The sequence below is a fragment of the Sphingobium sp. TomTYG75 genome (assembly GCF_054771635.1).
Genome location: NZ_BSRE01000001.1, coordinates 1,895,781 through 1,917,191, shown reverse-complemented (window position 1 = coordinate 1,917,191; position 21,411 = coordinate 1,895,781). Strand labels below are relative to the sequence as shown.

Here is a 21,411-nt window from a genome sequence, read left to right as displayed (position 1 = left end):
AGGACTGCGTTCAGTCCTCCTGCAAATCCAGCCAGGCAACCACATCATTGTCGGTCGCGATGAACAGCCCGTCCTGGATTTCCTGAGGCTGTTGCTGCGCTATATGCACGGCTTCGCTTAACGGGCCGTAAAAGAGGGTGGTCGCAGCGCCGCCTTCTTCGCTGTCGCTCAGATGATAAAGGCGGACGGTGGCGGAATCATAGGTGCTGCGCATGACGCCATTATCGGGCGGCGCAACCGAGGGCGCAAGCCGGGCCTTCAACGGCGATCGGTGACCTTGATGCCGGCGCCCAGACGATTCGCGCCGATCTTCACCGCGTCGCTTGTGAAGTTGGCGACGAAGCTGCTGCTGCGTTGCAGGCCGGGCACGAAAGACGCGCTGTTGCCAGCGATCGACAGGCCGCCGCTGTCATGTTCGCGCCCTTCCGGAGCGACGGTGATGAAGGCGCTGTAATTATCCTTGTCCCGGCCCTGCACCATTTCATTGCCGCTGATCTCACCACTCGCCCCGTTGGACAGGTCGATCATATAGTTGGTGAGGCGGCCGTGGCTGTCGTCGAAGCTGTTGCCGGTGATGGTGACGCGGGGCGTGCGGGTTTTCAGATAATGGCCGCCATCGCCCTGATCGAATCGCGACCGCGTGACGGTAAGTTTGCCATATCGACCGATATAGATGCCATGGGCGCAATCCAGATCGCGGTCGCACCGGCCAAGATGGCGGAAGGTGGATTTGTCGATCGTGACGCTGTTGCCCGGCGAGTCGCCGCTCAATATCCCTTCCTCGCTGTTGCGGAACAGGCTGTTGGTGACGGTGAGATTGCCGCCTTCCAGCCGGATGCCCGCGCCATTGCCATCTGGCACGCGCAGATTTTGGAACACGATGCCATCCACGCTGCTTGACCGGCCGCGCAAGACCAGTGCCGCCTTGCCTTCACATGGCATGCCGTCGAGGATGACGCTGCCCGCCGTCTGGGCGCGGAAGGCGACGTCCCCGCCCTGCTGCACCGCGCATTGCGCATAGGTGCCGGGCGCGATCAGGACCGTGCCCTTGCCATTGCCGATCGCCGCCACCGCATCCTTTAGCGAGGTGTAACCGCGCCCGCTTTCGACCACGGTGAAAGGCGTCGGCATCCCCTGTGCCAGGGCAGCCGCGCCAGCGGCGGCGGAAACGAGCAGGATCGTCGAAAGGATGCGCATAACTAAAGACATAGACGGTTGGGAAAGGGCGGCCAATGCGGAGTCGTGGTTAATGAAATCCTGTTCCGGGACAGGTGCGATCGCCCTGCCCCTCGCTCGCCCTGCTAGGGCCGATCGACATTCAGTTCTGGCGGCCTGCAAATGGCGGCTCTCCGCGCTTCCGGTGCTCACGTACTGTGAGTACGCTGCGTTGAAGCGAGGCGCGTGACTCGCTTCAAGGGTCACGGAAAACCACCATTTTCGGCTCGCCATCTCCTGAAGGTCGATCGGCCCTAAAACGATCTGGCGGAGGCCCGATTTTAGAGCATGGCCATGTTTGAGTAATCGTCACCCCGGACTTGATCCGGGGTCCCGCTTCTTTTCCGACGCTGCTGAGGCAGCGGGACCCCGGGTCAAGCCCGGGGTGACGGAAAATCAACCTTAGTACCGATGCTTCCATGTAAGACGATCACGCTCTAAAAGCTTCAACTTGAGCCTGATAAACCCTAAGCCTGTCATACGCATGACCGTGGCTGCTCCCCTGCTTCGATCGATGGCTGTCCTGCTGGGCGCGGCCGCGATGATCGCGGGCTGTTCGCAGGAGGCGAGCGGGCCGGTGGTGGTGAGCGTGATCGGATCACCCGCTGACTTCGCCAAACCGATCGAGAACCTGCCCAATCCAGGCGCCAAGCTGATCCTGGAGGCGACGGCGCAGGGGCTGGTCGCCTTTGACGCCAGCGGCGAGATATTGCCCGCGCTGGCCCAGCGCTGGATCGTCGAGGAGGATGGGCGCAGCTACATCTTTCGCCTGCGGCGCGCGCTATGGGCCGATGGGCCGAAGGTGACGGCGAAGACTGTCGCGCAGCTGTTGATGGCGCGGATCGAGACATTGCGGCGGCTGGACCCGGACGGGCCGCTGGACGCGGTGGAGGCGGTCGTGCCGATGACCGGCGAGGTGATCGAGATCCGCCTGTCCCAGCCCCGCCCCTATTTGTTGCAGATGCTGGCGCAACCGCAAATGGCGCTGTTGTCGCGACAGGGCGGCACCGGGCCTTACCGGCGCGAGGCATGGGGCAAGGCGTTGACGCTGACGCCGGTCGACAAGGCACCCAGGGACGAGGATGGGGAGGAGGCGAAGGCGGCGGCGTGGGAAACACGCATATTGCGCGCGGACAGAGCCGCGCTGGCCATCATTCGTTTTCGTGAGGGCAAGGCGGCGGCGGTGCTGGGCGGGCGGTTCGCCGACCTGCCGCTGCTGGTGCCAGCCGGGGTTGATCGCGATGCGGTGCGGATCGACCCGGTGCAGGGCCTGTTGGGATTTGCCGTGACCGGCAAGGGCAAGCTGCTGGACGATGACGGCGTGCGGCGGGCGATCAACATGGCGATCGATCGCAGCCAGTTGCCCATCCTGTTTCCGCTGGGCGGGTGGGCCATTACCGACAAGATCGTGCCTACGCAGCTTGATCTGCCTCGGCCCCCGACTGCGCCGGATTGGACAGCGATGCCGTTGGGGGACCGGCGAGCGGCGGCCAGTGCGGTCATCACGCGGTGGCGCAGCGACAATGGCGATGCTCCGGTGCTGCGGGTGGCTTTGCCGCGAGGGCCGGGGGCGACGAGCCTGTTCGCCCTCGTCCGCCATGACCTGGCGATGATCGGGTTGGGCGTCGAGCGGGTGGGCATGAAGGATGATGCCGACCTGCGGCTGATCGATGAAGTCGCCGCTTATGACAGCGTGCTCTGGTATCTCGGCCGCGCCGGATGCGCGCGCAAGGTGCATTGTTCGGAGGAGGCCGATGCACAGTTGCGGGCCGCTAGCATGGCGGGCAGCGCGGCCGAGCGGATGGCGCGGGTGGCGCAGGCCGAGGCGCTGATGCAGGCGCATAACGGCTATGTTGCCTTGGGCGCGCCGGTGCGCTGGTCGCTGGTGTCGCGGCGGCTGACCGGATTCATGCCTTCGCCCCGCGCGCGGCATCCATTGAACCATTTGTTCCGCGCCACCAATTAAGGGGGCAGGAGGAACATGATGGCGTTATCGCAAGACCAGTTTGACCGCGTGGTGCGTGACCTGCCGGGCTTTGGCCGCGACCCCGCTTCGGTGCGGCGGCGGATCGAGGCAATGGAGGCGATGCTGGAAGGATTGTTCGTCATTCCCGGTACGAACCGGCGCGTCGGGCTGGACAGCCTGGTAGGGTTGATCCCGGTGGTGGGTGATTTGGCGACTGCGGCCATGGGCGCTTGGATCGTGTGGGAAGCGCGTAATCTGGGCATGTCGAAATGGCAGCTGACTCGGATGGCGGCCAATGTGGGGTTCGACACGGTCGTGGGCGCGATCCCCTTTGCGGGGGATGTGTTCGACTTTTTGTTCAAGTCCAACACGAAGAACCTGCGCATCATCCGCAAGCATTTGGATAAGCATCATCCCTCGACGGTGACGATCGAGGGTTAAGAGGCTTTACGCAAAGGCGAAGTCCAGGCCGATGTCGGCAGCGGGAGCGGATTGGGTGAGGCGGCCGACGCTGATGTAGGTGACGCCGGTTTCCGCCTTGGCGCGGATGGTCTGGAGCGTGACGCCGCCTGAGGCTTCGGTCGGCACGCGGCCGCCGACGAGGGTTACGGCGCCACGCAGGGTGGGCGCGTCCATATTGTCGAGCAGTAGATGGGTTGCCCCGGCGGCGAGCGCGGGTTCGATCTGGTCGATGCGGTCGACCTCCACGATGATGCTTGCGATCCCGGCAGCGGCGGCGCGGCGGACGGCTTCCTCTACCGAACCTGCGACCGCGACATGATTATCCTTGATCATCGCGGCATCCCACAGGCCCATGCGGTGATTGGTCGCGCCGCCCTGCCGCGTGGCATATTTTTCGAGGACGCGCAGGCCGGGAATGGTCTTGCGCGTGTCGAGCAGGGTCGCGCCGGTGCCCATGATCGCATCGACATAGGCGCGGGTCATGGTGGCGATGCCGGTGAGGTGCTGGACGGTGTTGAGGGCGGAGCGCTCGGCGGTCAGCATGGCGCGGGCCTTGCCGCGGATGCGCATGATGTCAGTGCCTGGCGCGACGCGGTCGCCGTCCTGGCGGAGTAGCTCGATCTCGACGTCAGGGTCGAGGGCGCGGAAGAAGGCGGCGGCGATGGGGAGGCCAGCGAGCGTCACCGCGTCGCGGCTGTCCATCACGCCTTCGAAGATCGCGTCGGCGGGGATGACCGCTTCGCTGGTGACATCGCGACCGTCAGGGCCGAGGTCTTCGGCGAGGGTGGAGGCGATGAAGGTGTCTAGGTCGAAGCCGGGCAAGGTGAAGGTCATCTGGCCTCTCTGTGCATTGATCGGAGTGGGATAGCGAACGCAGGCGGCGCTCACCGCCTCGTCATCCCGGCCTTGAGCCGGGATCCCGCTTTCACACGATGGAACGTAAAGCGGGACCCCGGGTCAAGCCCGGGGTGACGGAAAACAAGGAGCATGCCCTAGCGATTGCCCACGTCGCCCTTCCCTACCGTGCCGCTGGCGAGTTCCAGCATCCGGTCTAGGCTCTTCTTCGCGGCGAGGCGGAGGCCTTCTTCCATTTCGATGCGGGGCTGGAGGTCGCGGAGGGCGAGGTAGAGCTTTTCCATCGTGTTGAGCGCCATATAGGGGCAGACGTTGCAGTTGCAGTTGCCGTCCGCGCCGGGGGCGCCGATGAAATTCTTGTCGGGCACCGCCTTGCGCATCTGGTGGATGATGTGCGGTTCGGTGGCGACGATCAGCGTGTCTCCGGTCATCGTCTTGGCATATTGCAGGATGCCGCTGGTGGAGCCGACATAATCGGCATGATCGACGATATAAGGCGGACATTCGGGGTGCGCGGCGATGGGGGCGTCGGGATGCTGGGCCTTGAGCTTCAGCAGTTCGGTTTCGCTGAAGGCTTCGTGGACGATGCAGACGCCGGGCCACAGTAGCATGTCGCGGTTGAACTTGCGCTTCAGATAACCGCCCAGATGCTTGTCCGGGCCGAAAATGATCTTCTGGTCGCGGGGGATTTGACTCAGGATCGTTTCCGCCGACGAACTGGTGACGATGATGTCGCTAAGCGCCTTCACCTCGGCCGAGCAGTTGATGTAGCTCAAGGCGATGTGGTCGGGATGGGCCTCGCGAAACGCCTTGAACTGGGCGGGCGGGCAGCTGTCCTCAAGCGAGCAGCCAGCGTCCATGTCGGGCAGGACGACGATCTTTTCCGGGCTCAATATCTTGGCGGTTTCGGCCATGAAGCGCACGCCGCAAAAGGCGATGACGTCGGCATCCGTTTCCGCTGCCTTGCGGGACAGTTCGAGGCTGTCGCCGACGAAATCGGACAGGTCCTGAATTTCCGGCTTTTGATAATAATGGCCGAGGATGACGGCGTTGCGTTCCTTGCGCAGCCGGTCGATCTCCGCGCGCAGGTCGGTCCCCTGCGGGATTCCGGTGATGGCGTTCATGTCCCTAACTCCTCACGGCCTTTGACCGCGCCACTAGCGGGCGGCGCGGCGGTTGGCCAGTAACTGTTTCCCCCTAGCGCAATTGCCAGCGGCCATCCCCTGCGACCTCCGCCACACCTCGGCCGTCCAGGTCGATGAGGTGGGCAAGGACCGATCGCCCGGCGGCGGGATGAAGGCGCGGATCGACGCCTTTATACATTTGCGCCACCATCGCCGGGATTTCGGACGCGCCGTGGCGCTGAAGGAAGCGCAATATCTGCCCTTCCCGCTGTTTGCGATGCCCCATCATGCCGCGCACCAGACGGCGCGGATTGGGCACCGGATCGCCATGGGCGGGATAGTAGATCACATCCTCCCGATCGAGGAGCCGCTGCATCGACCGCATATAATCGGCCATGTCCCCGTCCGGGGGCGAGATGACGCTGGTGGACCAGCCCATGACATGATCGCCGGTGAAGAGGGCGTTTTCCTCGGTCAGGGCAAAGCAGAGATGGTTGGAGGTGTGGCCGGGCGTGGCGACGGCTTCGAGTGTCCAGCCCTCCCCCGTCACCTGTTCGCCGTCGGCGAGGATGCGGTCGGGCGTATAGGAAGGATCGAAGGCGGCGTCGGCGCGCGGACCGTCATCGTCCAACACCAGCGACGCGCAGCCGATGATGGGCGCGCCGGTCTGTGCCGAGAGCGGCGCGGCGGCAGGGCTGTGGTCGCGATGGGTGTGGGTGCAGAGGATTGCACGCACGGGGCGGTCTGCAATCGCGGCGAGCAGCGCGGCGAGATGATCGGGATCGGCGGGGCCGGGATCGATCACCGCCACGTCCTCTGACCCGACCAGATAGGTCTGGGTGCCCGTATAGGTGAAGGGCGAGGGATTGGGCGCCAGAACGCGGCCGATGCGCGGCGAGATTTGCAGCAGCGTGCCCGTGGGCATGTCGGCCATGTCAGGTGCGGTTGCCATGCGCTCCATGTGCCCATCTGGGCGGGATTTTCAAGGGCCGGTTGATCGGGGGATTCCGTTTGGTGACGCCATCGCCTAGACTCGACGCCATGAGCGCGAGTGGTGATCTTGTGGAAGCATGGCGGCAGCATCTGGCGCTGGACCGGCGGCGTTCGACGCATACGGTGCGCGCCTATATGGCGACGGCGGAGCGGTTGATCGCGTTCCTGACGGAGCATCGCGGGGAAGCGGTGACGGCGGCGGGGTTGGCGCGGGTGGATCAGGCTGACCTGCGGGCGTTCCTGACGGCGCGGCGGATGGACGGGATCGGCAATGGATCGGCGGCGCGGGAATTGTCGGCGGTGCGTGGGTTCCTGAGGTTCACCGGCGGCGAGGATGCGCGGGTGCCGCTGCTGAAAGGGCCGAAGGTGAAGCGGGGTCTGCCCCGGCCGATCTCCCCTGACGAGGCGGTGGCGCTGGCGGGTGAGATTGCGGAGACGGCGCGCGAGGGCTGGATCGGCGCGCGGGACTGGGCGGTGTTGTTGCTGCTCTATGGGGCGGGGCTGCGGATCGGCGAGGCGATGGGACTGATGGGCGACGTGTTGCCGCTGGGCGATACGCTGCGGGTGACGGGCAAGCGGGGCAAGAGCCGACAAGTGCCGCTGCTGCCGCAGGTGCGGGCGGCGATCGAGGCTTATGTGGCGGTTTGCCCTTATCCTATGGCGCGGGAGGAGATGCTGTTCCGGGGGGCTCGGGGTGGTCCATTGTCGGCGGCTTTGATCCGGCGCGCGGTGCAGGGTGCGCGCGGACGGCTGGGGCTGTCGGATCGGACGACGCCGCATGCTTTGCGGCACAGCTTTGCGACGCATTTGCTGGGGCGCGGGGCGGATTTGCGGTCTTTGCAGGAGCTGTTGGGGCATGCCAGCCTGTCATCGACGCAGATTTATACGCAGGTGGATGCGGCGCATCTGCTGGATGTTTATCGGAATGCGCATCCTCGGGCTTGAGTTGGCTAAGACAAACATAGTCCCCCTCCCGTAAACGTTCAAACGAGGCGCGTGACTCGTTTGAAGGGTTAGGGGTGGGCGCGAGCGTAGCGAGCTTCGACCTCGCCGTTACAAGACTCAATCCAACGTTGCGTCAGCCCACCCCCTAGCCCCCTCCCGCCTGCGGGAGGGGGAACAGCCCACTCACCCCCTCGGCTTCCAGGTTGCCAAGCGCCAGAGGTAGAGCGCAATTGCCCCGACCACGCACGCCATCGCCGCGGGCCCCACATATTTGTCGATGTCGCGGAAATTCTGGCCGAGGATGTAGCCCGCATAGGCAAGGATAATGTTCCAGATCAGCGCGCCGCTGGCCGTCCAGGCGAGGAATTTGACATGCCCCATGCGGAACAGCCCGGCGGGCAGCGAGATCATGGTGCGGAAGGCGGGCAGGAAGCGGAATACGAAAACGACGATCTGGCCATATTTGCCGAATATATGGTCGAGCGCCTCCACGTCCCGCCATTCCAGCGTGGCCCAGCGGCCGTAGCGGTCCACCAGCGGCTTGAGCCGTGCGAAGCCCAATATATGGCCGACCAGATACCAGAAATAATTGCCGACCGTGGTGCCCAGCGTGCCCGCGACGAGCAGCCACTCCATCGCCATGCGGCCTTGGCCGACGCGGATGCCGCCGATGCCCATGATGAGTTCGGACGGGATCGGGGGGAAGACATTTTCGATGACCATCAGGGCCAAAATGCCCCAATAGCCGCCTGCGTCGATGAGATGGAGGACCCAGTCAGTCAAGGCACGTCATTCCAGCGAACGCTGGAATCTCTTTTGGAGGGCACGGCCTGGGGCACGAGGTCCCAGCTTCCGCTGGGATGACGGGGTTTTTGTTAGACGGTTGAAGGTGGCTCAAGCAGCTACTCTTGCGGCGAGGCGGGCGTCGATCGCGTCCCAGATCATGCTGCCTGTGTCCGTACCGTTGAAGGCGTCGATCGACACGATGCCCGTGGGCGAGGTCACGTTAATTTCGGTCAGCCATTCGCCGCCGATTACGTCGATGCCTACGAACAGCAGGCCGCGCTGCTTGAGTTCCGGCCCCATGGCGGCGCAGATTTCCAGTTCCCGGTCGGTGAGTTCTGTGCGTGCGGCTGATCCGCCCACAGCGAGGTTGGAGCGGATTTCGCCTGCGCCGGGGATGCGGTTGATGGCGCCCACGATTTCGCCGTCGATGAGGACGATGCGCTTGTCGCCTTGCGCGACGCCGGGGATGAAGGCCTGGACCATGAAAGGCTCGACCCATGAAGCGTTGAACAGTTCCACGAGCGCGGAGATGTTGGCGCCGGACTGGCCGACATGGAAGACCGCGTTGCCCGCATTGCCATAGAGCGGCTTGACCACGATCTCGCCATGTTCGGCGAGGAAACTGCGGACTTCCGCGAGGTCGCGGGTGATCATGGTCGGCGGCATGAAGCGCGCATAATCGAGCACGAACAGCTTTTCGGGCGCGTTGCGGACGGAGGCGGGATCATTCACCACCAGCGTTTCGGCCTGCACCCTCTCCAGCAAATGGGTGGCGGTGATGTAGCTCAGGTCAAAGGGCGGGTCCTGGCGCATGAGGACGACATCGACGTCGCGGCCGAGGTCGAGCATCTCGGGCTCGCCAAGGGCGAAATGATCGCCTCGAACCTTCTGCACCTTTACCGGGCGCGCCTTCGCCAGCACGCGGCCGTCGCGATAGGTGAGGTCGGGCGCGAGATAATGGTAGAGCCGATGCCCCCTCGTCTGCCCCGCCAGCATGATGTGGAAGGTGGAATCGCCCGCGATGTTGATCTCTTCCATCGGATCCATCTGCACGGCGATGGTGAGGGGGTTGAGCTCAGTCATGTCCAATCCTTTTTCCGGGGATGAAAGGATCAGCCCCCATGCCAGACATTCGCCAGATGGCGCGGCGGACGGCCCGGCGCAAGGAGGATCACGTCGATCCGCATGTCGTCGCCCGGCTTTGCAAGGTCATAGAAGAGCATTTCGGCGGCGGACGCGACGCGCGAGAGGCGGCGTTCGTCTATCGCGAGGTCGAGATCTGCGGCGGTGGCGCGGGCCTTTACCTCGACAAAAGCGAGCATCGCGCCGCGTCTTGCAACAAGGTCTACCTCGCCGGCGGGTGTGCGCAGGCGGCGGCCGACGATCTGCCAGCCCTTGAGCCGTAGCCACCATGCGGCGATGCGTTCCGCTTGGCGACCGCGTTTTTCGGCCTGTTGGCGTCTCACCCTTTGAGTTCCAGCGCGCGATCGTAAAGCGCGCGGCGGTCCAGGCCGAGTTTCTTGGCGACCTCTCCGGCGGCTTTGGAGACGGGGAGTCGTTCCATCGCTTCGAGGAGGGCGGCGTCGGCGTCTTCGGCGCTGGCGGGGGGGGCTTCGCCGGGTGGGCCGACGATGACGACGATCTCTCCCTTGGGCGGGGCGTCGGCGTAGCGGGCGGAAAGTTCCGTGAGGGTGCCGGTGCGGGTTTCCTCGAATGTTTTGCTGATTTCGCGGGACACGGCGGCTTCGCGGTTCCCCAGCCCCTCGGCCATCGCGGCGAGGCTTTCCGACAGGCGCGGGCCGCTTTCGTAGAAGATGAGCGTGGCGCGCAGGGTGGCGACTTCGGCCAAGGCGTCGGCGCGGGCCTTTTGTTTGGCGGGGAGGAAGCCCATGAAGAGGAAGCGGTCGGTGGGAAGGCCGGACAGGGTTAGCGCGGCGATGGCGGCGCTGGGGCCGGGCAGCGTAGTGATGTTGCGCCCGGCGGCTCGCGCGTCGCGGACGAGCTTGTAACCCGGATCGGAAATGAGCGGCGTTCCGGCATCGGACAGGAGCGCGACCGATTCGCTCGCCATCCGCTCGATCAGGCGGGCGCGGACGCCTTCGGCGCTGTGGTCGTGATAGGGGATCATCGGGCGATCCGATCCCGCGTGACGCAGCAAACGTGCGCTCACCCGTGTATCTTCCACGGCGATTACATCGGCAAGGCGCAGGACTTCCGCCCCGCGCGGGCTAAGGTCTCCGAGGTTGCCGATCGGCCCCGCAACGATGTAAAGCCCGGGCTCCAGCCCAGAAGTTGTATCTTCCATAAGGACGCCAGATGACAGAGACGGATGCCCTCCGGCAAGCGGACATGTTCGCGGCAATGAAGCGCGGTGCGCGTATCCTGTTCGCCGCCAGCGCTTTGGCTCTCGCCGCCTGTCAGTCGATCGTGCCGCGTGGGCCGGGTCCGGTGCGGCCGACGGAGCCTGTTCCGAGTGGCCCTGATGTGACGCAGGGCCTGCCGACCGACGCGCTGCGCAATCGCGTCGCGCTGCTGGTGCCGATGAGCGGGCCGAATGCGGGCGTCGGACAATCCATCGCCAACGCTACGACGCTGGCGCTGCTGGATACCAAGGCCGACAAGGTGCGCATCACCACCTATGACACCAGCATGGGCGCGGCGGCGGCGGCGAACAAGGCGCTGGCGGAGGGCAATCGCCTGATCCTGGGGCCGCTGCTGGCCGAAGATGCGCGGGTCGTGGGGCCGATCGCCGCAAAGGCGAATGTCCCGGTGATCAGCTTTTCCAACGATGTGAGCGTTGCCGGAAACGGCGTCTACATCATGGGCTATAACCCCAACCAGTCGATCGAGCGCGTGGTCGAATTTGCCAAGGGCAAGGGGCTGTCGAAGTTCGCCGCGCTGGTGCCCAAGGGCATGTATGGCGAGCGGTCGGGCACGTCGCTGCTGCGCGCGGTCGAGGGGGTGGGCGGGACGGTCGTGTCGATGCAGACGTTCGACCGGACGCCTGCATCGATGACGGCGGCGGTCAAGAAATTGCAGGCGTCGTCCAGCTATGACGCGCTGCTGATCGCGGATAGCGGGCGGGTGGCGTTGCAACTGGCGCCGATCGTGCGGAAGAATGGCGGCGCGACGGCGCGGCTTCTGGGCACGGAATTGTGGACTACGGATCGCGGGCTGGCGGCCGCTCCGGCTTTGCGGGGCGCGTGGTTCGCCAGTGTGTCGGACGGGCTTTATGGGCAATTGGCGGGCAAATATCGCGCGCGTTATGGCAGTGCGCCGTTTCGGCTATCCGCGCTCGGCTATGACGCGGTGCTGCTGACCGTGCGGATTGCGCGGGATTGGAAGCCTGGGACCGTGTTCCCGGCGGCAAGGCTGCGCGATTCGGGGGGCTTTTCGGGTATTGATGGCGCGTTCCGGTTCGGGCGTGGCGGGGTTGCCGAGCGGGCGCTGGAAGTGTCGGAGGTTGGTGCCGGGACTTACACGGTGGTGGCGGCTGCGCCCAAGGCATTTGGGGAATAACTCACCTCACCCCGTTGGGGCGAACGGATGTGGTGGTGATCAGCTTTTGATCCGTCCGGTCGGCAGGATCAGCGGCCATTCGCCATCAGCCTCGATGCAAGCCGAGATGCCGTAAACCTCGGCAAGGCTTTGTTCGGTGAGCACCTCCATGGGCTTGCCGTCAGCGACGAGGCGGCCCTTGTCCATCAGCAGCAATCGGTCGCAATAGCGCGCCGCCATGCCGAGGTCGTGCAACACCGTGACGACCAGCGAGCCGGTGCGGGCTTCGGCCTTGAGCAGGTCCATGACATCCAGTTGATGACCGGGGTCGAGCGCGGCGAGGGGTTCGTCGGCGATCAGGGCTGGCGCACCTACTGCCAGCGCGCGGGCGAGGAGGACGCGGGCGCGTTCGCCGCCTGATAGTTCGGTCGCGATCCGGCCCTTCAGGTGGAGGACATCGGCGCGGGCGAGCGCGGCGTCGACCAATGCTTCGTCTTGCGGCGAGAGGCGGGACAGTGGGCCGAGATGGGGCATGCGGCCGAGCGCTACCAGCCGTTCGACCAGCAATGGCCAGTGCAGCGTCTGGCCTTGTGGTAGATAGGCGACTCGGCGCGCTATGTCCTTTCGGCTGAGGCTGGCGATCGGAAGGCCGTCTATCGACACGGTTCCGTTTTCCGCGCGGACGAGGCCGAGCAAGGCGCGGATCAGCGTGGATTTGCCAGCGCCATTGGGACCGATGATGCCGACCAGTTGCCCCGGCTTCAGCACTGTGGTGACGCCGGTTACGGTGGCATGGCGGCCTAGGCGGACGGACAGGTTTTCGGCGCGGATGGTTACCATAGCCGCCGCTCCCGCATCAGGTGGACGAGGAAGACCGGAACGCCGAGCAATGCGGTCAGGACGCCGAGCTTCAATTCGCTGCTGGTGGGGATCAGCCGGACACCGATGTCGGCCAGCGTGAGCAACGCCGCGCCGCCGAGCAGCGAGGGGAGCAGGATGGCCGAAGGGGAGCGATCCGTGAGGGGGCGGACCAGATGGGGGACGATGAGGCCGACGAAGCCGATTGCGCCCGACACGGCGACCGCTCCGCCGACGCCGATCGCGACGCCCAGCATCATGCGCAGCCGCGCCCTGGAGAGGTCAACGCCCAGTGCTTGGGCGCCCTCCTCCCCCAAGGTCAGTGCATCGAGGCTGCGGCCGTCGGCGATCAGCAGCGCGGTGCCGATGAGGACGCAGGGCAGCGCGATCCAGACATGGGCGTAGCTGCGATTTTCGAGGCTGCCCATCAGCCAGCTCATAATCTCCATCGCCGCGAAGGGATTGGGCGAGAGGTTCAGCGACAGGCTGATGCCCGCCCCCGCGAGGGTTGCGACCGCTATGCCTGCGAGGATCAGGGTCAGGGGGCTCTCGGACGGACCAGCGAGCAGGAACAGCGCGGCGATGGCGATGAGGCTACTGGTGATGGCGAGGGCGGGGAGGATGAGCGGGTGAAGCTGCGCGAGGCCGAAATATAGGGCGCAGACAGCGCCGAGAGCCGCCGCGTTGGAGGCGCCGAGGACGGAGGGTTCAGCGAGCGGGTTGCGGAGATAGCCCTGAAGCGCGGCTCCGGCGAGGCCAAGCATCGCGCCGACGATCAGGCCGAGCAGCATGCGCGGCAGGCGCAGGTCGATGAGGATAGCGCGGGCGACTTCGTCACCGCCGCCGGTGAGGACGGCCAGGATGCGGGCGGGAGAGAGTGGGACCGCGCCCAGTGTAAGGGAGCCGAGTGCTGCCAAAAGGGTGAGCGCGAGAAGGATGGGGAGCAGCAGGGGATGGCGGCGGGCCTTCATGGCTTGCGCGCTCCAAGGCTGCTGATAGGGGTTGTAGTGCTGCGGCGAAAGCGGGAGCACGGCGCTTTGCGGAGGCTGGATTGGTGCGCAGAAGGATGTTGGCGATATGTTGTTTGGTCAGCCTGACCGGCGCTGCGCCCGCGCCGCCCAAGCGTATCGTGTCGCTCAACACCTGTTCCGACCAATATGTGCTGGCGCTCGCCGATCCGGGGCAGATCGCGGCCTTGAGCCCCTATGGCCATGATCCGGAACTGTCGGCGGCGATCGGGCAGGCGCGGCGTTTCCCCGTGCTGAAGCGTCCGGCCGAAGAGGTATTGGCGTTGCGCCCCGACCTGGTGATCGGCTTTCCCGATGGCGCTGGCGGCGTTGTGGGCGCGCCGGATGGGCGATGGCGCAAGCTGGGGCTGGCGAGCGCGGACAGTTTCGCGGCGATCAGGGGACAGATCCGGCAGGTGGCGGCCATTGTCGGCCATCCCGCGCGGGGCGAGGCGATAATCGCGGGCATGGAGCGCGACCTTGCCGCCATGCCCCGATCCCGGCGCGGCGGCGTCGCCGCCTATTATCAGCGGCGCGGCTATATGACCGGGACCGGCACTTTGGTCGATGAGTTGATCCGGCGCGCGGGCCTCACCAATCTGGCGGCGAAACTTGGTAAGCCAGCGCTGGCGCAGGTGCCGTTGGAGGAGATGATTGCGGCCAGGCCCGACTATCTGATCGTGGAAGAAGGCAGCGAAAAGGTCGTCGATCAGGGGACGGAGATGCTGCACCACCCGGTGCTGCGATCCATCCCCCGCATCCACGTACCGCAAGCGTGGACCGTGTGCGGCGGCCCCGCCTATGTGCAGGCCGCGCGCAGCATCGTCGCGCAGGCGGACGCCGCAAAAGGCAGGGTGCAGCCAAAGGCCGCGCCCCTGCGATGAAGGGGGGCAGTCGCCCACCCCCTTCACCTTCTACCGTCAGAAGCGGACACGCACGCCGCCATAGGCCGACCGGCCGTAGGTGCCATAACCATAGGCGGTGGCGTATTCCTGATCGAACAGATTGTCGATGCGACCATAGATTTCGAGCCTTTCCGTGATCGGGAAGGACGCGCGGATATCCGTTAGCGCATAGCCGTCAATCTGCACCCGGTTGCGGGTCACGGGGTCGAGATCGACGCTGTCGCTGACCATCGTCACGGTCGCCCCGGTCGACAGGCCGAAGGACCAGGCATAATCGACCGATGCGCTGACGGCGTTAGCGGCGCGGCGCAGCAGGCGCTCGCCAAAGGCCGCGCTGCCCGGCGAACGATCACGCGCATCGACATAGCTATAGGCGGCGGTGAAGGTCAGTGCATCGACCGGACGCAGCGTCAGCGTCGTTTCCACGCCCTTGGCGCGGGTGCGATCCAGATTGCCATAGGTGAATGTCGTATTGTCGTAATTCAGCTGGTCCCGCGTGTCGCGCCAGAATCCGGTGACGGACAGCACCGCCCGGTCGCTCCCCAGATTCTGGTCGAAGCCGATGTCGTAGCTCTTCGAACGCTCGGGCTTCAGGTCCGGATTGCCGCTGAATGTATCGTAAAGCTGATAGAGCGACGGCGCCTTGAAGCCCTCTCCGTAGCTCAGGCGGAAATTGGTAGCGCCACCATTGGGCGTGTAGTTGGCGTTCGCGCCGAACGTCGTCGCGCCGCCGAACTGGCTGTGATCGTCATGACGCACCCCTGCTGTCATGGACAGGCCCGCTACCGGCTTTACCACGGCCAGCGCATAGATGCTGTCGATGTTGGCGCGGTGGCTTTCCTGCGAACCGAAGCCGAAAAACTCATAATCGGGCCGCTCATGTTCATAGCCGAGCAGCAGCTTCACGTCATCGATGGGCTGATAGACGCCTTCATATTCGAAGCGCAGGTTCGTCCCGGAATAGCCGAAGTCCGGGGCGTTGCCGCGCACGAAATAATAATCGCGATCCTGCTGATACCAGGTAACGGCCGCCCGGTTGGTCAGCTTGCCGTCGAACAGCGCCAAATTCACGCCCGCATAGCCGATATATTGATTGGACTTCGCGACGTCGGGGCTGTCGGCCGGCGTGCCAAAGAAGCTGTCATAGTCGAGATCGCCGTTGATATAATAGCCGCGCAGGTCGAGGCTCAGATCATCGGTGAAGGCGATCTTCAGCCGGGCATTGCCAGTGATATTTTCATAGCCATCCTTTTCCGCGCCACCGAAATCGGAAGAGACAGCGGAGATGCCATCGGTGCGGAAATAGGCGAGGCCCACGCCGCCCGACAATATGCCGCTGGTGCCCGATACATCCGCCTTCGCATTCAGCGTATCGGCATAGCCATAATCGACCGACGCCTTGCCGCCGAACCCTTCGCTTGGGATACCGGTCATGATGTTGACGACGCCGCCGATCGCCTGGCTGCCATAGGCAATGGAGTTGGAACCGCGCAGCACCTCGATCCGGCGGATATTGCCGACAAGCAAATTGCCGAAATCATATTGATCGCCGATGCCGCTCGGGTCGTTGACCTTCACGCCGTCGATCAGCACCAGCGTCTGCGTCGTTTCGGCGCCACGCACCGACACGCTGGTGACGTTGCCCAAGCTCCCGGTACGATTGAAGCGGACTCCCGGTGTGGTGACCAGCAAATCGACGACGCTGACATTCTGGCGGGTTTCAATCGTCTTTTCGTCGATCACGGTCACCGCCTGCCCGACTTCATCGGTAGGCTGTTCGATGCCGAGCGCGGTGACGATGATTTCGTCCGCGTCTGCGGCGAGCGCGGGGGTGGCGGCGAGGAGCGCCAGCAGTGAAATTCCGGTCCTGATCATATTTCTGTCTTCCCTGAGCGCCATGCGACATGAGCCCAGGGCCTGCCGCATAAGCGGCCGGTGTGCGGGAAGAAGAGACGCCAGCCCCGTCACGCGCACCGATGCGGCCCTGCGCCGCTTCGTCGCTCAGACGGAAAACACCGTGCCCGGACCTATCCCTGGACCCAAGGCAAGAGCGACCATGCGCCGGTAGGTTTCCTGGCTCGCGGGTCGTCGCGGTGATGCACGCCTTCCCGGACTTTTGGTCCAGTGGCTGGTCCCCCTCGCCTTCCCCTTTGAAGGCTTGCGGGTTTCCCTGTGCATCGCGCTCGCCGCTTACAGTTGCAGGGACAGCCGCGGAGTTGGACGGTGATCCCGTCCGCACCGCATTCCCTTTCCGGCGCGATCTTTCGTGAACAGTTGCCCGCTCACGCCGCGCGCCATAGGGGAAGTTGAGGGTTCTGCCAAGGAGTGGATAATGCGATTGCTGGGTGCGGTGCTGGCTGGGGGACGATCCACCCGGTTCGGAAGCGACAAGGCTCTCGCGCTGATGCCGGACGGGCGCACGCTGATCGACCATGCTGTGGCGGCGATCGCGCCGCATGTGGAGGCAGTGGTGGTCTGCGGGCGGAGCGTCGAGGGGCTGACGGGGCTAGCGGATCGGCCAGCGGCGGACATGGGGCCGCTGGGCGGGCTGAACGCGGCGCTGCATTATGCGCGCAGTCAAGGTTACGATGCGGTGCTGACGACGGGGTGCGACATGCCCGTTTATCCGGCGGCGCTGGTGGAGGCGCTTGTGGGTGACAGTGGGGCGGTGCTGAAAGGGCAGCAGCTTGCGGGCTTCTGGCCTGCGTCGCTCGCGGACGAACTGGACGCGCATCTGGCGGAAGAGAATAAACGCTCGATCTTCGGGTGGATCGAGCGGGTGGGCGCGCGACTGGTGGAGCGGCCGGAACTGGTGCTGCCGAATATCAACCGGCCGGAGGATCTGGCGCGCTGGCGCGAGCCAAGCTGAGCTTACCGAAGCCCCCTCCCTTCCTTCCAACTAAGTTCGGGGGCATTCGGCAAGCTCAGGGCAAAAGTTGCGCAGAGCCGATCTTCAAAGCTGAAGAGCGACGCTGGCTGCAACCCCTACAGGCATGGACGTTCCCGCCACCGCTTCGCCGATCAGCAGCAGGGTCGGGTCTTCATCGCTGATCGTGGCGACCAGAAAGGCAAGCGCGGAGAGCTTGCCGCGGATCAGGCGTTCGGTGGGGAGCGAGACGTTGACCGCCACCATCACCGGCGTTTCTGGATCGCGCCCGGCGGCGATCAGCTGGCGGCTGATCTCTCCGGCGGCGGCGCGGCCCATATAGATGCCGAGCGTGCCGCCGGGACGGGCCAGCGCTTCCCAGTCGAGCTTGAGCGGTTCACCGGCTTTGAGATGCGCGGTCACCAGCGTCAGGCCCCGCGCCTTGCCGCGCAGGGTGAGCGAGGCGCTGCCGCTTGCAGCGGCTGCGCTTGCCGTGGTGATGCCGGGGCAGATGCGGAAGCGGATGCCGTCGGCGGCGAGATGCTCCATCTCTTCGGACGAGCGGCCGAATACCGAGGGGTCGCCGCCTTTCAGGCGCACGACGCGCTTGCCTGCTTTGGCGGCGGCGAGGAGGAGGTCGTTGATGCTTTCCTGTGCCTTGCTGTGGCGGCCGGAGCGCTTGCCGACGCTGACCCGATCGACACCTTGCGGGATGAGGTCGAGGACGCCGGGGCCGACGAGGGCGTCGTAGAAGACGATCTCGGCTGCGGCGATCAGCTTTTCGGCCTTGCGGGTGAGGAGGTCCGGGTCGCCGGGGCCTGCGCCGACCAGCCAGACTTCACCCGGGGCGATTAGTTCATTCGGCTGCATGAAGGGCCTCCTGCGGAATTTGGGCGAGGATGTTGGCGAGCGCGGGACGGCAGGACCCGCAATTGGTGCCAGCGCCGATCGCCTTGCCGATGGCGGGGACATCGACCAGGCTCTGGTCGCGGATGGCGGCGACGATCTGGTTGAGGCCGATGTCGAAGCAGACGCAGATGGTCGGCCCCTTGTCAGGCTGGTTGCCGGGACCGCGCGCGGCGAGGACGGATGCGCCCACCTCTTCCGCCTCAAGCTGGCCGATGAGCCAATCGCGCGAAGGGAGCAGGCCGGTGCGGGTGACGAAGAGGACTGCGGCCAGCTTGCCTTCCCGGATGATCGCGACGCGGCGGGTGCCGCGCGTCATGTCGACGGCTTCGACGCGGTCGCCTTTGGGCAGGCAGGCTTCAAGCCGCACGGGGTCGCCATTGCCCGCGACTTCGTAGAGCGCGCCGCCCGGAACGGTGACCTTCGTGGCCCAGAGGCAGGGGACCTTGGCGGGCTGCTCGCCGCGCAGGATGAGGAAGCCCTTCCACTCCGTCGCGACCTTTTCGATGCTGGCGGGCGTCGATTTGAAGCCGGGCTGGCCGGAATGGGGATCGACGAGCGGCCGGGGCAGCAGGCCGGTGCGGCCGCCTGTGGAGACCTGATCCGTCCAGTGGATCGGGGTGAAGATTTCACCCACACGCTGGCCTTCGCTGAAAGCCACGCGGAAGATGCTGTTGCCCTGCGCGGTCTGGACGCGGGCGAGGTCGCCGTCGCAAATGCCCAGTTCCTGCGCGTCCTGCGGGTGGATATCGACCAGCGGCTCCTCGCGATGGCGGGCGAGCTTGGCTGAGAGACCGGTGCGCGTCATCGTGTGCCACTGGTCGCGGTAACGGCCGGTGTTGAGCGTCATGGGCCACTGCTTGAGCGGCTCCTGAAGGTCCATTTGCTTGGTGAGGACCAGCCGCGCCTTGCCGTCGGGGGTGGAGAAGCAGCCATCGGCAAAGGGCTTGTCGCCGCCCCAGCGGAAGGGCTCCATCGCTTCATAGGCGTCGTTGCCGATGGTGGCCTGGGCACGGAGGTTGAGCAGGCGCTGGCCGTCATTCTGATAGGCGGTCAGGCGGGCATGTTCGCGCCAGATGTCGGCGGGCCGGTCATAGGCGAAGGCGTTTCGAAAGCCCATGCGGCGGGCAACTTCCTTGACGATCCACCAGTCGGGTTTGGCGTCGCCGGGGAGCGCCAGGAAGGGGCGCTGGCGGCTGATTGTGCGGTCGCTATTGGTGACGGTGCCGTCCTTCTCGCCCCACCCGGCGGCGGGCAGGCGGACGTCGGCATGGACGCTGGTGTCGGTGTCGGCGATGATGTCCGACACGACGAGGAAGGGGACGGATTCCAACGCTTCGCGGACGCGGTTCGCGTCGGGGAGCGAGACGGCGGGGTTGGTCGCCATCACCCAGAGCGCCTTGACCCGGCCTTCGTTGATGGCGCGGAACAGGTCGACGGCTTTGAGGCCGGGCTTGGTCGCCATGTTCGGGGCGGCCCAGAAACGTCCCACCCGCTCAACATTTTCCGGCGCGAAGTCCATGTGGGCGGCGAGGGTCGAGGCAAGGCCACCGACTTCGCGGCCGCCCATCGCGTTGGGCTGGCCAGTGATCGAGAAGGGCGCGGCGCCCGGCTTGCCGATGCGGCGGGTGGCGAGGTGGACGTTGATGATCGCGTTCACCTGATCGGTGCCACGGATCGACTGGTTGATGCCCTGGCTGAACAGGGTGACGGTGCGCGGCGTGGCGGCGAACAGCTTGAAAAACTGCTCCAGCAGCGCGGGCGCGATGTCGCAGGTCTTGGCCGTCGTCCAGAGATCGTGGCTGGTGCGGATATGCTCCCAGAAGCCTTCCGGGGCGTTCACATGCTCGGCCACGAAGGAGGGATCGGTGATCCCTTCAGCGTCGCACCAGGCGAGCAGGCCGTTCATCAGGGCGACGTCGGTGCCCGGCTTCACCGGCAGATGCAGGTCCGCGCCTTCGCAGGTTTCGGTACGGCGCGGGTCGATGACGACCAGCTTGGTGCCCCGTGCGGCGCGGGCGCCCTGGATGCGCTGATAGACGATCGGGTGGCACCAGGCGGTGTTGGAACCGACCAGCACGATCAGGTCCGCTTCATCGAGGTCGCCATAGGTGGCGGGCACGATGTCCTCGCCAAAGGCACGGTTGTGACCGGCGACCGCGCTCGACATGCAGAGCCGCGAATTTGTGTCGATGTTGGACGTGCCGATGAAGCCCTTCATCAGCTTGTTGGCGACATAATAATCTTCGGTCAGCAGCTGGCCGGAGACGTAGAATGCAACGCTGTCGGGGCCGTAGCGATCGACGGTTTCCTTGAACCGCTTGGCGACGAGGTCCAGCGACTTGTCCCAGCTGGCGCGCTTGTTGCCGATCATCGGGTGCAGCAGGCGGCCGGTCAGGCCGACGGTCTCGCCCAGATGCGTGCCCTTGGAGCAGAGGCGCCCGCCATTGGCCGGATGCGCTTCATCGCCCTTGATCGTGACCGACCGGGGTCCGGTCGGCGTGGCCGAGATGCCGCAACCGACGCCGCAATAGGCGCAGGTGGTGCGGATGGCCTGGTTCATGCTCTTACCTCTTCGTCCCGAGGAATAGGAATTGGGTGGAAGCGCTTGCCGCAAGGGATGGCCAACAAGACGCCCCCACCCGGGTCCCCGCCGTTGTGGCTAGGGACCGGAAGCTTGATGCTCGTCAGGCTGCCGCCTTCATCGCTGCCGGGCGAGCGATCAGGATGCGACCGCCCTCCTCTTTCACGGCGATGGTCGGCGTGCAGCCTTCGTCATTGCCCTGCGCCTCGCCCGTTTTCAGGGCGATGTTCCAGTTGTGCAGCGGGCAGGCGACGCTGTGGCCATGGACGATACCCTGGCTGAGCGGTCCCTTCTTGTGCGGGCATTCATTGACCAGCGCGAAGACCTTGTCGTCGCTGGTGCGGAAGACAGCGATTTCCTTCTCGCCTGCGATTTGCACCGTGCGAGCGCCGCGCTGGGGAATGTCGGCCAGCGTTCCGATGTCGATCCAATCGGTCATGA

The 21,411-nt window shown here is 65.4% G+C and carries 21 protein-coding genes and 1 riboswitch; of the genes, 6 read left to right on the top strand and 15 right to left on the bottom strand.

Annotated elements, in window-relative coordinates; translation table 11 throughout:
- Positions 1 to 10: 10 nt before the first annotated feature.
- Together ACYU81_RS09650 and ACYU81_RS09645 are read right to left on the bottom strand one after the other, a co-directional pair.
- Complete coding sequence (locus ACYU81_RS09650) at positions 11 to 214, bottom strand: hypothetical protein (RefSeq protein ID WP_196225314.1); 204 nt, start codon at positions 212 to 214, stop codon at positions 11 to 13.
- A gap of 44 nt (positions 215 to 258) precedes the next feature.
- Positions 259 to 1,197: a right-handed parallel beta-helix repeat-containing protein gene (locus ACYU81_RS09645; protein WP_460988160.1), complete on the bottom strand. Its 939-nt coding sequence runs from the start codon at positions 1,195 to 1,197 to the stop codon at positions 259 to 261.
- A 502-nt stretch (positions 1,198 to 1,699) separates the two neighbouring features.
- Between ACYU81_RS09645 and ACYU81_RS09640 the strand changes: the two genes are divergently transcribed.
- Positions 1,700 to 3,181, top strand: coding sequence for an ABC transporter substrate-binding protein (locus ACYU81_RS09640; protein ID WP_460987451.1), 1,482 nt, complete (start codon positions 1,700 to 1,702; stop codon positions 3,179 to 3,181).
- Between the two features lie 18 nt (positions 3,182 to 3,199).
- On the top strand, positions 3,200 to 3,622 hold the full coding sequence (locus tag ACYU81_RS09635; RefSeq protein ID WP_449471135.1) for a DUF4112 domain-containing protein: 423 nt from the start codon (positions 3,200 to 3,202) through the stop codon (positions 3,620 to 3,622).
- 6 nt (positions 3,623 to 3,628) lie between these two features.
- Here the strand turns inward: ACYU81_RS09635 and nadC are convergent, their stop codons facing one another.
- The 3 genes from nadC to ACYU81_RS09620 form a co-directional block, all read right to left on the bottom strand.
- Positions 3,629 to 4,477 (bottom strand): carboxylating nicotinate-nucleotide diphosphorylase, encoded by an 849-nt coding sequence (gene nadC, locus ACYU81_RS09630; protein ID WP_460987450.1) that lies wholly within the window; start codon positions 4,475 to 4,477, stop codon positions 3,629 to 3,631.
- A 158-nt stretch (positions 4,478 to 4,635) separates the two neighbouring features.
- The gene (nadA, locus tag ACYU81_RS09625; protein ID WP_460987449.1) at positions 4,636 to 5,622 is read right to left on the bottom strand and encodes a quinolinate synthase NadA; all 987 of its coding nucleotides are present in this window, start codon (positions 5,620 to 5,622) and stop codon (positions 4,636 to 4,638) included.
- A gap of 73 nt (positions 5,623 to 5,695) precedes the next feature.
- Positions 5,696 to 6,574: an MBL fold metallo-hydrolase gene (locus ACYU81_RS09620; RefSeq protein ID WP_460987448.1), complete on the bottom strand. Its 879-nt coding sequence runs from the start codon at positions 6,572 to 6,574 to the stop codon at positions 5,696 to 5,698.
- A gap of 89 nt (positions 6,575 to 6,663) precedes the next feature.
- On the opposite strand from ACYU81_RS09620, the gene ACYU81_RS09615 reads away from it, so the two are divergent.
- Positions 6,664 to 7,560, top strand: coding sequence for a tyrosine recombinase XerC (locus ACYU81_RS09615; protein ID WP_460987447.1), 897 nt, complete (start codon positions 6,664 to 6,666; stop codon positions 7,558 to 7,560).
- A 183-nt stretch (positions 7,561 to 7,743) separates the two neighbouring features.
- Here ACYU81_RS09615 and ACYU81_RS09610 read toward each other — a convergent pair whose 3' ends face one another.
- From ACYU81_RS09610 to rsmI, 4 genes are all read right to left on the bottom strand, one after another.
- Entirely contained in the window at positions 7,744 to 8,343 is a 600-nt protein-coding gene (locus ACYU81_RS09610; RefSeq protein WP_460987446.1) for a DedA family protein, read from the bottom strand.
- A 111-nt stretch (positions 8,344 to 8,454) separates the two neighbouring features.
- Positions 8,455 to 9,429, bottom strand: coding sequence for a glutathione synthase (gene gshB / locus ACYU81_RS09605; RefSeq protein ID WP_460987445.1), 975 nt, complete (start codon positions 9,427 to 9,429; stop codon positions 8,455 to 8,457).
- A 29-nt stretch (positions 9,430 to 9,458) separates the two neighbouring features.
- Positions 9,459 to 9,812, bottom strand: a complete 354-nt coding sequence (locus ACYU81_RS09600) for a YraN family protein (RefSeq protein ID WP_460987444.1) — start codon at positions 9,810 to 9,812, stop codon at positions 9,459 to 9,461.
- Positions 9,809 to 10,651, bottom strand: a complete 843-nt coding sequence (gene rsmI, locus ACYU81_RS09595) for a 16S rRNA (cytidine(1402)-2'-O)-methyltransferase (RefSeq protein WP_460987443.1) — start codon at positions 10,649 to 10,651, stop codon at positions 9,809 to 9,811. The genes ACYU81_RS09600 and rsmI overlap by 4 nt, the downstream gene beginning before the upstream one ends.
- An 11-nt stretch (positions 10,652 to 10,662) precedes the next feature.
- On the opposite strand from rsmI, the gene ACYU81_RS09590 reads away from it, so the two are divergent.
- Positions 10,663 to 11,865 (top strand): penicillin-binding protein activator, encoded by a 1,203-nt coding sequence (locus ACYU81_RS09590; protein WP_460987442.1) that lies wholly within the window; start codon positions 10,663 to 10,665, stop codon positions 11,863 to 11,865.
- Positions 11,866 to 11,904: 39 nt separating this feature from the next.
- Here ACYU81_RS09590 and ACYU81_RS09585 read toward each other — a convergent pair whose 3' ends face one another.
- Together ACYU81_RS09585 and ACYU81_RS09580 are read right to left on the bottom strand one after the other, a co-directional pair.
- Positions 11,905 to 12,684 (bottom strand): ABC transporter ATP-binding protein, encoded by a 780-nt coding sequence (locus ACYU81_RS09585; protein ID WP_460987441.1) that lies wholly within the window; start codon positions 12,682 to 12,684, stop codon positions 11,905 to 11,907.
- Complete coding sequence (locus ACYU81_RS09580; protein WP_460987440.1) at positions 12,678 to 13,673, bottom strand: FecCD family ABC transporter permease; 996 nt, start codon at positions 13,671 to 13,673, stop codon at positions 12,678 to 12,680. Before ACYU81_RS09580 ends, ACYU81_RS09585 begins: the two co-directional genes overlap by 7 nt.
- 83 nt (positions 13,674 to 13,756) lie before the next feature.
- On the opposite strand from ACYU81_RS09580, the gene ACYU81_RS09575 reads away from it, so the two are divergent.
- A complete protein-coding gene (locus ACYU81_RS09575) occupies positions 13,757 to 14,593 on the top strand; it encodes an ABC transporter substrate-binding protein (RefSeq protein ID WP_460987439.1) in 837 nt (278 codons plus the stop codon).
- A gap of 36 nt (positions 14,594 to 14,629) precedes the next feature.
- Here ACYU81_RS09575 and ACYU81_RS09570 read toward each other — a convergent pair whose 3' ends face one another.
- The gene (locus tag ACYU81_RS09570) at positions 14,630 to 16,489 is read right to left on the bottom strand and encodes a TonB-dependent receptor plug domain-containing protein (protein WP_460987438.1); all 1,860 of its coding nucleotides are present in this window, start codon (positions 16,487 to 16,489) and stop codon (positions 14,630 to 14,632) included.
- 171 nt (positions 16,490 to 16,660) lie between these two features.
- Positions 16,661 to 16,885, bottom strand: a riboswitch (cobalamin riboswitch).
- A 61-nt stretch (positions 16,886 to 16,946) separates the two neighbouring features.
- Between ACYU81_RS09570 and mobA the strand changes: the two genes are divergently transcribed.
- On the top strand, positions 16,947 to 17,483 hold the full coding sequence (mobA, locus tag ACYU81_RS09565; RefSeq protein WP_460987437.1) for a molybdenum cofactor guanylyltransferase: 537 nt from the start codon (positions 16,947 to 16,949) through the stop codon (positions 17,481 to 17,483).
- Between the two features lie 84 nt (positions 17,484 to 17,567).
- Here the strand turns inward: mobA and cobA are convergent, their stop codons facing one another.
- The 3 genes from cobA to nirD all read right to left on the bottom strand — a co-directional run bounded on the left by cobA (position 17,568) and on the right by nirD (position 21,409).
- On the bottom strand, positions 17,568 to 18,350 hold the full coding sequence (cobA, locus tag ACYU81_RS09560) for a uroporphyrinogen-III C-methyltransferase (RefSeq protein ID WP_460987436.1): 783 nt from the start codon (positions 18,348 to 18,350) through the stop codon (positions 17,568 to 17,570).
- On the bottom strand, positions 18,337 to 20,949 hold the full coding sequence (locus ACYU81_RS09555) for a molybdopterin-dependent oxidoreductase (protein ID WP_460987435.1): 2,613 nt from the start codon (positions 20,947 to 20,949) through the stop codon (positions 18,337 to 18,339). Before ACYU81_RS09555 ends, cobA begins: the two co-directional genes overlap by 14 nt.
- Before the next feature lie 124 nt (positions 20,950 to 21,073).
- Complete coding sequence (nirD, locus tag ACYU81_RS09550) at positions 21,074 to 21,409, bottom strand: nitrite reductase small subunit NirD (protein WP_460987434.1); 336 nt, start codon at positions 21,407 to 21,409, stop codon at positions 21,074 to 21,076.
- Positions 21,410 to 21,411 lie beyond the last annotated feature (2 nt).